This window comes from Halobacillus salinus (assembly GCF_004684905.1).
GTDB classification, from domain to species: domain Bacteria; phylum Bacillota; class Bacilli; order Bacillales; family Halobacillaceae; genus Halobacillus; species Halobacillus salinus.
In genome coordinates this window covers 1,638,055-1,650,067 of record NZ_SRJC01000001.1, presented here as the reverse complement: position 1 = coordinate 1,650,067, position 12,013 = coordinate 1,638,055, and the positions used below count along the sequence as shown (strand labels likewise).

Here is a 12,013-nt window from a genome sequence, read left to right as displayed (position 1 = left end):
CATGATGAAATCCTGATGTGTGGGCTATTCAAACAATCAGGAGGGATGATTAATGGGAAATTTAAAAACGGAATCTTTGAAAAGAAAACTTAATGAAGAAGATTTCTCAGGAGTACTTTCTTTATCAAGTCAAGGTTATTCGTTAATGGAGAAAATACGAGGGTATCGGAATGAGGCAGAAGGGTTACCCAATCTGCTCGACACGAGGTTTCAAATTGCTTCAGGGTGCAAGATATTCACAGCTGTAGCAATCTGTCAACTAGTAGACCAAGGTAAGTTGACTTTTGATACAACTATTAACCAATGTTTGCCTCGATCATTTCCACTATGGAATGATGATATCACTTTGCATCATCTGCTAACTCATACCTCAGGAATACCAGACTACTTCGACGAGGACGAGATGGACAATTATGAGGAATTGTGGAGGGAACGCCCGACTTATCAAATGAAAAACCCGGTTGATTTTCTGCCACTGTTCCAACATGAAGCGATGAAGCATACTCCAGGCGAGGCCTTCCATTATAATAATGGAGCTTTTATCTTGCTTGGATTAGTCGTTGAGGAAGTATCGGGTCAGTCGTTTAGGGATTATGTTCAAGAACATGTATTTGATGTAGCTGGCATGGGGGCGTCGGGTTATTTTTCAATGGACCGATTACCTGAGCAAACAGCTTTAGGGTATATAGACGATGAAAGTGGCAAGAGAACGAACAGTTACGCTCTCCCGATCATAGGGGGGCCGGATGGTGGAGCTTACGTGACAGTGAAAGATATGGAATGCTTTTGGGATGCGTTGATCCACCACAAACTATTGAATCCGGATACGACGAATGCACTTTTGACTCCTTATCAAAAGGTTACGGAAGATATTTATTATGGATACGGGGTTTGGTTGAAAAAGCAAGAGGATGAGTGGCTTAAATGTTATGTTATGGGGTATGACCCGGGGGTTAGTTTTCACTCCGCCTACTATATGGATTCTAAAACAACGTTAACTATTTGCAGTAATTACAGTGAATTTCCGTTTAGTTTTGTTTTAGCACTAGAACAAGGCTAGACCATATTAATAAAACATGAAAGAAACCTCATGCTTAGAAAGCATGAGGTTTCTTTGTTCTACTTGGTTAATCCCCATTCATTGAAGGGATAGATCACTAATTCAGTTCGTCCGATAATCTCCTCTTCGTCGATAAAACCGAGTCCGTTCCGGCTATCTTTGCTGATAGCACGATTGTCACCCATCACGAAATATTTTCCATCAGGTACTTGAACGGGACCATAATCTCTAGTGCCGTTAATTGCGCTATCGTTAAGATAGTTTTGTTTTTGCTCTTCACCGTTAATATATAGAGTATGATTTCTTATCTCAACCGTGTCCCCTGGCTGGCCGATTATACGTTTTACATAACTTTTGACAGGACGTTCGATGATCACGATGTCCCCTCGTTCAGGTTCGTCGATATAATAGATGATTTTATTGAACATTACACGTTCCCCGTTTTCGAGCGTAGGGTCCATGCTAGCTCCTTCTACAATGGATGTCGCAAAGAAAAAAGTTCTTAATATAAAGGCTAATGTTATGGCGATGGCAATAGCTTTCAACCATTCCAGCCACTCATTCTTTGATTGCTCTGACAATGCAGATCTTCCTTTCTTGATGAACACAGGATACATGCTTGGTCGTTCAATCTCCTTTATATTTTATCACATCAGAACTAAATGAAAAGCGGTCTAAATGAGGGTTTACAAAAGTGTAATATGTCGACAGGTCACTAGCTTTGTCAAAGGTATTTACAGGAATCCCATTCTTTGAGATAATTCGGTGCGAATAAGGAATAGGGGAACAAACATTCTTTCCTGTTAATTTCATCCTGTGTTATGCTTAAGTCAGACTAAACATCAGGGGGCGCTCAGATGAACATGAAGTATGAACTACCACTTGATGACGAAGTGGAAAGACTACGAAAGAAGATGATTGAAATCGCATCGAACCAAGGCTTTGCAAGTCAAGAATCGGTCGAGGTGAGTCAAGAACTGGATCTATTATTAAATAAAATGCAGATGGAACATCAAGTATAAACAGACGCCTTAGGAGTGCAATTTATCCAAGGCGTTTGTTTTCTTTTAAGCTTGGATGCAGTAAGGAATATCGTCAAAAAGAAAAGTTATATTCTATTGTTTAACAGGAAGTTATCTAAACGGTCCAACCCTTTTTCAAGAGTTTCTAAACTGTAAGCGTAGGAAAGTCTCATATACCCCTCTCCATACTCCGAGAATGCATCCCCTGGAACGAGCGCAACACCTGCCTCCTTCACCATTCTTACTGCCAAGTTGAATGTCGTCTCGCCCTGAAGAGCTAAAGACGGAAATACATAGAAAGCTCCATCAGGTGCAGAGTAATCTAACCCCATTTTATTCAATCTATTGAGAACATAGTCTCTTCTTTTTTGGTAAGCAGCTTTCATTTCTTCGGTATAGATTCTGCCGTTCTGCAATGCTTCTAGTGCGGCATGCTGACTAATGCTCGAGGCACAGGAAACATTATATTGATGAACTTTCAACAGGTGTCGGGATAACCAGGCAGGAGCAAGCGTATAGCCAATTCGCCATCCTGTCATAGCTTGGGATTTTGATACGCCATTAATGACGACTACATGATCCTTTATTTCTTTGAACTTTGCGATAGAGGTGTGTTCTTGTTCAAATACCAGTTCTCCGTAAATTTCATCGGCAATGATGAATAGTTCCCTTTCTTTTACCAGGTCCGCAATGTCCCTAAGTTCCTTCTCCGTCAAAGAAACACCGGTTGGGTTAGAAGGGTACGGCAGGATGATGGCTTTTGTTTCAGGTGTCACGTTTTCTCTGATAAGGTCTGCCGTTAATTTAAATCCATTATCTCGAGTATCAATATGAACCGGGACTCCACCAGATAACTTAATCAGAGGCTCATACCCAGGGTAAACTGGACCTGGCAGAAGGACTTCATCGCCAGTTTCTAGTATGGTCCGTAGCGTAATGTCAATTGCTTGTGAAGCCCCGACGGTTACGATGATCTCTTCGACTGGTTCATAATCAAGTTGATATAAGGTGGAAACATGTGCAGAGATTGCTCTTCGTAATTCGATGATCCCTGCATTATGAGTATAGCTCGTCTGGTTATTATGGATCGCATCAATTCCGGCCTGTTTAATGGATGAGGGAGTAGGGAAATCCGGTTGGCCGATCGTTAATGAAACAACATCGTCATAGTCGCTAACCATGTTAAAGAATTTTCGAATTCCTGATATTTCGATAGTAGAAAGACGTGGATTGATTCGTGAATGCATAGTGTAACCTCCAAGTAAATGAATCTTAACAAAATGTTCAAACAATTCAGAATGATGACGTGTTATACTTTTTATCGTAAGCTGAACGAAAGGAGTAAAATGGAATGAGATCCAATCGTATTTCATTTGAAAACCTGGTCGATCAAAACAAAAGGCAATTATTAAATGATGAGCAAGCACTTGAAAAAATAGAACAAGAGATTGATGAGAAGCACGCCAAGAAATCCAAATCTGAATCTATAGTAAACTGATCATATCACAGGAGTAAAGCAGCCGCATACCGGTTGCTTTCTTCTTTTTTGATTCCGTTTTTCGTGATGATTTTGAAGCATCACGTTTATAAAAATATGTCAATTGTGTTTATAATAGAAAGAGAATAGAGGAGGGAAGGCAATGCAGCAGACAGGATTGATCTTAGAAGGTGGAGGTATGAGGGGGGCTTATACGGCAGGAGTGCTCGATTATTTTATGGATGAGAAAATCCACTTCCCTTATGTTGTAGGTGCCTCTGCAGGCGCGTGTAATGGAAGTTCTTACGTAGCAGGACAAAGGGGACGTAACTACGAAGTGATCGTAGAGTATGGGAGTCACCCGGAATACATATCGTACAAGCGGATGTTTACCCAGAAACAGCTGTTTGGAATGGATTTCATATTCGATACGTTACCTAATCAGCTTGTTCCATTCGATTATGAGGCATTTCAAAACAGAAAAACGACCTTTGCCGTGGCAACAACAGACATGAAATCAGGTGAGTCCTTATTTTACGAGGACTTTCCAAATCGTGAATCGCTACTCAAAGTGATTCGAGCATCCAGTTCGCTACCGTTAGTAGCCCCGAGTATCGAGTATGACGGACGAGAGTTGATGGATGGAGGGATTGCAGACCCTGTTCCTATTCAGCCCTCTATAGACAAAGGGAATAAAAAACATGTCATCATTTCAACAAGGAACGATGGATATGTGAAGAAGAAGATGAAGCTGGGATGGTATTTTCTAAGGAGATATAAGAATTATCCTTTGTTCGCCAATGCTCTATTGGGTAGACATTTAAAATATAACCGACAAATGGAACAACTGAAACAGATGGAGGATGAAGGGTCTGCGTTTGTTATTCAACCAATTCATCCACTGAAGGTCAGTAGGATAGAGCGTAATCGTGACAGGCTCCATGCTTTGTATGAACAGGGCTACCGGGAAGCGGAGGAACAAAGGAGCCAGTTAGAGCATTTTTTGCAATCTTAAATGGGAGTGAATGAAATGGGAGAGAGTGAGGAGATAACTAGGAGAATTGTAGAAACTTTCTCTGAACATCGGAACGATGAGAATCGCCAAGGGATGGAGAAGTATATGAAACATCACTTTGCATTCTTTGGGATTAAAGCACCCGAGCAAAAAAAGTTGTTGTCCCCCATATTAAAGGAGTTCCGAGGAATTTCGGAGGAGGAGCGTTTTGAGGCAGCGCATCTATTGTTTCAGCAGAGAGAACGTGAGTGTCATTACGCTGCGCTTTCCCTATTGGAAAAAGGCAAGAAGTTCATTTCAAGAGGCGCTATTGATGAGTATAAGAAGCTGCTTATGACCGAGTCCTGGTGGGATACAGTCGATGTTCTCGCTGCAAAATTGTGTGGCGGTTATTTTCTTATGTACCCTGATCAACTTATTCCGGTGACAAAAGAGTGGCGTCAGTCAGACAACATGTGGGTCCGGCGCTCCAGTGTACTACATCAACTCAAATTCAAAGATATGACGGATGAACGATTGCTGTTTGAAACCGTGGAGGTTCTGAAGAATGAAAAGGAATTCTTCATTGAGAAGGCGATTGGATGGGCGTTGCGTGAATATAGTAAAACGGCTCCTGAAGCAGTGCAGGATTTCATTAATAATACCGAGCTTCGTCCACTTAGTAGAAGAGAGGGCCTCAAGTGGATGAAAAACAAGGGTCTAATCAAAGTGTAAGTTTATTTTCGTTCTCCTTTGTTCATAATGGTTTATAGATTTGAACAAAGGAGTGGAAGGATTATGGAAGGTTGGATTGATTTATCGATTCTCGATCAGGTCATTGGGTTGGTTGATGCCGATTTATGGCATATCGTCGGTTGGAATCCTAGTTATGTCCAATTTTCGCTCGTGTTCATATTTATGATGTCTCTTATGTGGGTAATCCGTCCGATTATCGAATGGTTAATTGTTAAGCAGTGGGCATTGACCTTGAGCTACTCAGCAACGGCGCTATTGGTTTTTAGTTTCCTGCAATTGGTCGATCGGTACGCCATGGTACAAAACGAATCGTCGCTTCCAAGTCAATTCTGGCCAATTTGCTTGCTTGCTATTAGCGGTTATGGAGCTATTCATCTCCTGTTTGTCGCTTCTATCAAAGTATGGCAGAGAATGACCAAACGAACCAAGCGGCGCGCCGCATAAAAAAATCCAGGGTCCCTGGATTTTTTTATTTAAAATTTTGTGTTGGTGAACCCACCATCTATACGGATGACTTCTCCATTAATATATGGTGCATCAGAAGTTAACAAGAAAGTGACCAGCTCTGCCACTTCTTCTTGCTCCCACCGCAAGTTTGAAAGCCACCTTATTCCTTTGAATCCTCCTCTCTACTTTTTATCTTTTCGCCGGTTGTTTGTTTGTAAACAACTCCTGAAGTGTTTGAAACTTAAGGGGGGGCTGAATACGTATAAGGAGTCCAGAGAGGGAGGTGTAGTATGGAGTTTCCCATCCTATTTTTGATAGTGCTTCTCTTTATAATTGGCCTCATTGTACTTAATATCTTTACAAGTGTATGGGCTTACCGAGATGCAAAGAAGAAATCCAATAGTGAACTTTATTGTTTGGTTGTATTGGTTGGTACCTTGATTTTTCCTGTGGTTGGACTTCTTGTGTATATCATTATTAGAAACGATTGAAACAGATAGTGGTGAAATCAAAGCCAATAAGAAGCTTCTAACAAAGTTATGCTAAAAAAAAGGCGAACGAAGTCGATATATAGGGTATAACTTAATGATTAGGAAGGACGATACCTATGGATAAGGATCAAGGAATACTGCTTGAAAGTGGTACAAACGAACTGGAAATTGTTGAATTCGGAGTCGGCGAAAATCGTTTCGGAATCAATGTTATCAAGGTTAAGGAGATACTAAATCCCCAACCCATTACGAAAATTCCACATTCGCATTCTTCGGTAGAGGGAATAATTGAAATCCGAGGTGAAGTCGTACCGGTTGTGAACGTGGCCCACGCACTTGGGTTCGATCCTTCCGAACAACCGGAACAAGATAAATTCATTCTGTCAGAGTTCAACCAAACGAAAATCGTATTCCATGTACATACTGTCACCCAGATCCATCGTATTTCTTGGGAGCAGATTGAAAAACCGAGTAAAATGTATCAAGGTTTAGAGACTCAAATAACAGGAGTCATTAAGATGGAAGAAGAAATGATGCTTCTGTTGGATTTCGAAAAAATCGTGGCAGATATCAATCCTGAAACAACACTTCAAGTTGATCAATTGAGGGAACTCGGAGAGCGGGAACGTTCCCACAAGAAAATTCTGATCGCAGAAGACTCCGGTCTGCTAAGGGCGTTATTACAAGAGACTTTGGAAGAAGCGGGCTATTCCCAAACTCACCTTTTTGAAGATGGTAGGGAAGCATATGACCACCTTAAAGCTCTGGCGGAAGAAGGAAAAGAGGTAGATGAAGAATATCAATTGATCATCACGGATATAGAAATGCCTAGGATGGATGGTCATCATTTCACTAAGCTTGTAAAAGAGGATTCTAAGTTAAGCAGTCTGCCTGTTGTCATCTTTTCTTCACTAATTACTAATGAACTTCGTCATAAAGGAGAGAAGGTTGGGGCAGATGCTCAAGTATCCAAGCCTGAAATCGTCCAACTTGTAAAATATATAGACCACCATATTCTATAAAAAAAAGCCGCTATACGCGGCTTTTTTTAATCTTTATCTAATACTTCATACAGGTCATCATGCCACTTGTAAGCGTGTTTGGAAAGTTGCTCCGGTCCAAGGTGGTCAGGAGATGCTTCCTGTACAATCTGTTTTTCACGTGCCGTCAAATGTTCAAATGAGGAACGCATCTCTGTTGTGTATTCCATATATTTGTGTAGATGATAAAGAAAATCATCTAGAGGACGCATGGTCATGTGAGTCACCCTCCTTTTTTAAGGACACTGTTCCTTTTTAGAAGAAGACTCAAACATATTATGGAAGGTTTGGGAGAGTTCACAAAATCATTTTCTTCGTCTTTGGTTCCACGGACTTACCGTTTTTTGACCAAGCATACTTGGCTGAGCTGTCGTATGGTAGGACGGAGCTGTTTTGCTCCTAGGATTCTCCCAATTTAAGTATCGATATAACGTTCGCTTTGCTTTAGATAGGGAAAGCTGGGGTTTTGGATTTCGATAGTTCTGATCTACTTTACCAAGGTGCTTGAGTTGGTCGAAGTCTTTTTTGTTTGCAGGAACATGGAAATAGTATCCACCTACTTCTATGAGGAGCGTAGAATGCTGCTGACTCAATTTCGGGTGATCGGAAAAGTGGAGGCCGACTTTCCTTGCTCGATCTTCCTGAAGAAGCTTATCTATTGTGTGTTTCTTGATTTCATATAAGTGTTTCGGTTGAGGCGCGGTTTTGGCGTGGCGATTCACTATGAATAAAGATTCTGCTAACTCTTGATTACTGCTCACCTGTTTCCTCATACGCGTACTCCTTTCATTGCGGTTGATTCTATCGTAATAGAGAATAGGGAAAAATGCAAAATATTTACATATTTAACAAGAGAAACGGTCGACCACTACTTGGTCAACCGAATAACGTCATTTACGATTTTCTTCATTTCTCCCGCTTTTGTTCCAGAATACCTTTTAACTACCTCTCCTTCAGGTGTTACTAAGAAGAAACTTGTGCCATGAGCGAATTGATCCGTATCTTCTAGTCGCTTCAAAGGAGATTGAAATGACTTGATAGAAAGTTCTTTCACTTCCTCAAAAGTGTACCCAGTCAAAAAGCTCCATTGTGTGTAATCTGGATTATATGGATTCGCAAACTCCTTCAGCTTGGCTGGAGAATCATGCTCGGGATCTACGCTGATAGAACGTAGCGGTATGTCTATTTTTTCTTCTTTAAGTAACTGTTGGAGTCTTGCCATATTTCCTGTCATAGGAGGACAGACGGTTTCACAATTCGTGAATATGAAGTCTGCAATCCAGTATTCCCCTTCAAGGTCCTCACGTAACTCGACCGTTTTTCCATCTTGGTTAACGGCGGAGAATGCTTGAATCTCCCGTGACATATTCTCCTCAATGGGAGAACCGCATGCTGTCATCAGCATAATCATGAACAAGGCTCCAATGACTTTGGTCATCATATATATCCCTCTTTTAAAGTTTTCTAACCTAATTCTATCATTTAGAGGGCTTTCTTGACTGTAATTCACAAAACTGTTACACCTTTTCAGGCTCTAGGTGGAATATAGACATCTCTGGTCTGCAAAGGAAACGGTAGGGTAACCTGGTCGTACCTATTCCTCTGCTAACAAACAAGTCTAAAGAATCCAGGGCATAGTGCCCCTCTACATATTTTTCTGCCATCGGGGGAGTAACGAGATACCCGAAGCCTGGGAGTTGTATTTGTCCCCCATGGCTATGTCCGGACAATTGAACATCCACGGGGTAAGCATGATATCGATCCGCGCTATCAGGTTCATGTACGAGCAGAATAGTATATAGTTCTTCACTAGTGTTGTAAAGAGCGGATTCAATATCGGGGCTACCGAGCATCATGTCGTCCAATCCAGCAAGAACAATTTCGGTTCCTTCTTTCTGAATACGGTGGTGCTCGTTTTGCAACAACTGAAACCCGCCATTTCCCATGACTTCTTTTATTTTTTCCGTGCCATAGCCACCATGGTCGTGGTTCCCATAAATCCAATACTTACCAAACGGTGCTTCTAACTTGTCCAATAGTCTGACAAGCTCGGGGTGGAAATAATAAGTGTGCGGAGCATCAACTAAGTCACCTGTAAATACGATTACATCAGGACTTTGCTTTTGTATCGTGTTTACAAGTCTTTCGAATGACTGAATGTCGTAATGGAACCCAAGATGGGTATCGGAAAACTGCAGAATGGTAAAACCTTGAAATGAATCAGGTATTTTAGTATGAAGAAGCGGGTAACGTTTGATCGTAAGCATTTCAGGCTCAATGTAACGTGCATAGTAGTAACTTAGCCCACTCACACCCAAGAAACCTACCACGCTTTTAAGCATGTTCTTCAGAAAAACGCGTCGAGTGATTGCCATAAGAAAGCCCTCTTCTCTATATGCTTTCGCTATTATAACACGGTTGTCTTTAAGAAAAATGAGGATTTCTGTCAATCCTAGCAATCTTTTTTTAAAAATGAACAGGAATTCATTTTTTTGTGTTGAATGTAACCATAGAGAAGATAGGAGGCTTTGGGAATGAAAAATGAGGTAGTTATTGTTACAGGTGGTTCAAGTGGTATGGGGCTCTATATGGCGAAACGCTTCTTAGAAGAGGGAGCAAAAGTTGCCATAACGGGCCGTAACCAAGAGAAACTTGAGAAAGCGAAAGAACAGATAGCAAAAGGAAAAGAGGAAGACCTTCTACTTATACCGATGGACGTGAGGGAAGTGGAAGATGTTCAGCGTATGGTCACATCAACAGTAGACGCATTCGGCCGAATCGATCATCTAGTGAACAATGCGGCGGGTAACTTTATAGCACCTGCTGAAAAATTAAGTACAAATGGATGGAACTCTGTCATTAACATTGTTTTAAATGGGACCTTCTACTGTAGTCAGGCTGTTGGAAATTATTGGATTGAACAAGGCATTAAAGGTTCGATCTTAAATATCGTAGCGACATACGCGTGGAATGCGGGAGCAGGAGTCATTCACTCTGCAGCGGCCAAATCAGGTGTACTTACCATGACGAGAACACTTGCAGTCGAGTGGGGGACTAAATACGGGATCCGCGCAAACGCCATCGCACCTGGCCCTATTGAGCGTACAGGAGGGGCAGAGAGGTTGTTTGAGTCTGAAAAGGCAGCTGAGCGTACTTTGAAATCCGTACCGCTTGGCAGGCTTGGAACCCCAGAAGAAATTGCTGGACTTGCGCGCTTTATCCTCTCTGAGGAAGCTTCTTACATGAATGGAGAAGTCGTCACTCTGGACGGAGGTCAATGGCTCAATAAATTCCCTTTCTGATTCTATTTTAAAAAAACATCCAACGTTTATATACCGTTGGATGTTTTTCTTAGATTATATAGAAAAAGATGGTGAAGAAATGTAAGATCGATCCCCCAAGTACGAATAGGTGCCACACCATATGGTGGTACGTAAAGCTCCTCCACACATAGAAGATTGCTCCGATCGAATACATTACGCCACCGACGACAAGATACGTAATCCCTCCAGCAGGCACTTCTGCTGTCAGTGGACCCCATGCTAAAATAATGAGCCAGCCCATCAAAACGTAGAATACCGTTGAGAGAACAACGAACCGTTTGACGAAGAACACTTTGAACAAAATACCCAATATCGCGATACCCCACACAATCCCGAACAAACTCCAGCCAAGTGTACCTCGCAATGGAACTAGCAGGATAGGAGTGTAGGTCCCTGCAATAAATAAATAGATGGAAGAGTGGTCGAAGATCTCAAAAAGGTCTTTCGCTCTCCCGGGAGGAAAACTGTGTACAAGAGTAGAAGATACATACAAGAGAAGCATGGTTGCTCCGTATATCGATACGGAAACAATGTGCCACGCGTTCCCGCCAATACTTGCGAATACAATCAGTAGTACAAGCATAGCCACACTCAAAATCGCTCCGATTCCATGAGTAATGGCATTTGCAATCTCTTCGCGTCTAGAGAAGGTATGCGTCATCATAAACCTATCAACCCCATTCTAATGGATACTGTTCATTATACTCTTTCCAATCAGAGGAATAAAGTATGGATTAGTCTCTTTGTGGTTTCGGTTGGAATAATCAGGGTATATGGATATCGGTATGATGAGTAGGAGAGAAATGTCGGAAATTGCGGTTCGAATAGCGTTTGAAACTATGTTAAACTATGTAATGGTTCACATTGAGCGTTTGATTCTGTGCTCCTTCCGTTGTACGTCATAAAGGAGTGATTGACGATTATGGTTAGTTTGGAAAAAAACAAATTGGAATGGCCGACAATAGCTGAATTGATGATTCCATCTGAAAAGGTTGCTCACGTCCAGATAGGAAACCCATTAGAACATGCCTTGCTTGTTCTTGTAAAATCAGGATATTCCGCTGTACCTGTTCTGGATCCGACTTATAGATTTCAAGGAGTCATCAGCAAAACGAAAATTTTGGAAGAAACGCTTGGAATTGAAGAGTTTGAATTGAATCGTTTAGGCGAAATCCAAGTCAATGAAATAATGGACACAGAGGTTCCGTGCTTGAATCCTGATGATCATATGATTGAAGCTTTGCACAAGTTGATTGATTATCCGTTTGTTTGTGTGACAAATGAACGTGGGGAATTCGATGGGATTGTAACGAGAAGAAGCATTTTGAAACAATACAGCAAACATTATCACGAAATTCTTAAATTCTATGAGTGAAAATTATATGTGAGAATATGGTAGAATA

Annotated in this window: 16 protein-coding genes and 1 pseudogene; 9 read left to right on the top strand and 8 right to left on the bottom strand. The window is 41.4% G+C overall.

Annotation, left to right across the window (positions count from 1 at the left end):
* The first annotated feature begins 52 nt into the window (after positions 1-52).
* A complete protein-coding gene (locus E4663_RS08955) occupies positions 53-1,060 on the top strand; it encodes a serine hydrolase domain-containing protein (RefSeq protein WP_135327320.1) in 1,008 nt (335 codons plus the stop codon).
* Between the two features lie 59 nt (positions 1,061-1,119).
* On the opposite strand, the gene lepB is transcribed toward E4663_RS08955, so the two are convergent.
* Positions 1,120-1,641: a signal peptidase I gene (gene lepB, locus E4663_RS08950; protein ID WP_079480916.1), complete on the bottom strand. Its 522-nt coding sequence runs from the start codon at positions 1,639-1,641 to the stop codon at positions 1,120-1,122.
* Between the two features lie 276 nt (positions 1,642-1,917).
* On the opposite strand from lepB, the gene E4663_RS08945 reads away from it, so the two are divergent.
* The gene (locus E4663_RS08945; RefSeq protein WP_241657136.1) at positions 1,918-2,082 is read left to right on the top strand and encodes an aspartyl-phosphate phosphatase Spo0E family protein; all 165 of its coding nucleotides are present in this window, start codon (positions 1,918-1,920) and stop codon (positions 2,080-2,082) included.
* An 86-nt stretch (positions 2,083-2,168) separates the two neighbouring features.
* Here the strand turns inward: E4663_RS08945 and E4663_RS08940 are convergent, their stop codons facing one another.
* Positions 2,169-3,329 (bottom strand): aminotransferase A, encoded by a 1,161-nt coding sequence (locus tag E4663_RS08940; RefSeq protein ID WP_135327319.1) that lies wholly within the window; start codon positions 3,327-3,329, stop codon positions 2,169-2,171.
* A gap of 104 nt (positions 3,330-3,433) precedes the next feature.
* Between E4663_RS08940 and E4663_RS08935 the strand changes: the two genes are divergently transcribed.
* The 4 genes from E4663_RS08935 to E4663_RS08920 all read left to right on the top strand — a co-directional run bounded on the left by E4663_RS08935 (position 3,434) and on the right by E4663_RS08920 (position 5,753).
* Positions 3,434-3,580 carry an FbpB family small basic protein gene (locus E4663_RS08935; RefSeq protein WP_135327318.1) on the top strand — a complete coding sequence of 49 codons (147 nt, stop codon included), beginning with the start codon at positions 3,434-3,436 and terminating at the stop codon, positions 3,578-3,580.
* 142 nt (positions 3,581-3,722) lie between these two features.
* Positions 3,723-4,574 (top strand): patatin-like phospholipase family protein, encoded by an 852-nt coding sequence (locus tag E4663_RS08930; RefSeq protein WP_135327317.1) that lies wholly within the window; start codon positions 3,723-3,725, stop codon positions 4,572-4,574.
* Complete coding sequence (locus tag E4663_RS08925) at positions 4,575-5,288, top strand: DNA alkylation repair protein (protein WP_241657135.1); 714 nt, start codon at positions 4,575-4,577, stop codon at positions 5,286-5,288.
* Positions 5,289-5,315: 27 nt separating this feature from the next.
* Positions 5,316-5,753 carry a hypothetical protein gene (locus tag E4663_RS08920; RefSeq protein ID WP_241657134.1) on the top strand — a complete coding sequence of 146 codons (438 nt, stop codon included), beginning with the start codon at positions 5,316-5,318 and terminating at the stop codon, positions 5,751-5,753.
* 29 nt (positions 5,754-5,782) lie between these two features.
* Here the strand turns inward: E4663_RS08920 and E4663_RS08915 are convergent.
* Positions 5,783-5,887, bottom strand: a pseudogene (locus E4663_RS08915) (SDR family oxidoreductase); the annotation flags it as partial.
* A gap of 476 nt (positions 5,888-6,363) precedes the next feature.
* On the opposite strand from E4663_RS08915, the gene E4663_RS08905 reads away from it, so the two are divergent.
* The gene (locus tag E4663_RS08905; protein WP_135327314.1) at positions 6,364-7,269 is read left to right on the top strand and encodes a chemotaxis protein; all 906 of its coding nucleotides are present in this window, start codon (positions 6,364-6,366) and stop codon (positions 7,267-7,269) included.
* A 26-nt stretch (positions 7,270-7,295) separates the two neighbouring features.
* Here E4663_RS08905 and E4663_RS08900 read toward each other — a convergent pair whose 3' ends face one another.
* The 4 genes from E4663_RS08900 to E4663_RS08885 form a co-directional block, all read right to left on the bottom strand.
* A complete protein-coding gene (locus E4663_RS08900; RefSeq protein ID WP_079480467.1) occupies positions 7,296-7,505 on the bottom strand; it encodes a hypothetical protein in 210 nt (69 codons plus the stop codon).
* 87 nt (positions 7,506-7,592) lie between these two features.
* A complete protein-coding gene (locus tag E4663_RS08895) occupies positions 7,593-8,060 on the bottom strand; it encodes a YkyB family protein (protein ID WP_079480466.1) in 468 nt (155 codons plus the stop codon).
* Positions 8,061-8,155: 95 nt separating this feature from the next.
* Positions 8,156-8,728 (bottom strand): SCO family protein, encoded by a 573-nt coding sequence (locus tag E4663_RS08890; protein ID WP_338323618.1) that lies wholly within the window; start codon positions 8,726-8,728, stop codon positions 8,156-8,158.
* A gap of 76 nt (positions 8,729-8,804) precedes the next feature.
* A complete protein-coding gene (locus tag E4663_RS08885) occupies positions 8,805-9,662 on the bottom strand; it encodes a metallophosphoesterase (RefSeq protein WP_079480464.1) in 858 nt (285 codons plus the stop codon).
* A 159-nt stretch (positions 9,663-9,821) separates the two neighbouring features.
* Between E4663_RS08885 and fadH the strand changes: the two genes are divergently transcribed.
* The gene (gene fadH / locus E4663_RS08880; RefSeq protein ID WP_135327313.1) at positions 9,822-10,589 is read left to right on the top strand and encodes a 2,4-dienoyl-CoA reductase; all 768 of its coding nucleotides are present in this window, start codon (positions 9,822-9,824) and stop codon (positions 10,587-10,589) included.
* 49 nt (positions 10,590-10,638) lie between these two features.
* Here the strand turns inward: fadH and trhA are convergent, their stop codons facing one another.
* The gene (gene trhA / locus E4663_RS08875; protein WP_135327312.1) at positions 10,639-11,274 is read right to left on the bottom strand and encodes a PAQR family membrane homeostasis protein TrhA; all 636 of its coding nucleotides are present in this window, start codon (positions 11,272-11,274) and stop codon (positions 10,639-10,641) included.
* 258 nt (positions 11,275-11,532) lie between these two features.
* Here trhA and cbpB point away from each other — a divergent pair, with 258 nt between their 5' ends.
* Positions 11,533-11,985: a cyclic-di-AMP-binding protein CbpB gene (gene cbpB, locus E4663_RS08870; protein WP_079480461.1), complete on the top strand. Its 453-nt coding sequence runs from the start codon at positions 11,533-11,535 to the stop codon at positions 11,983-11,985.
* Positions 11,986-12,013: the final 28 nt, after the last annotated feature.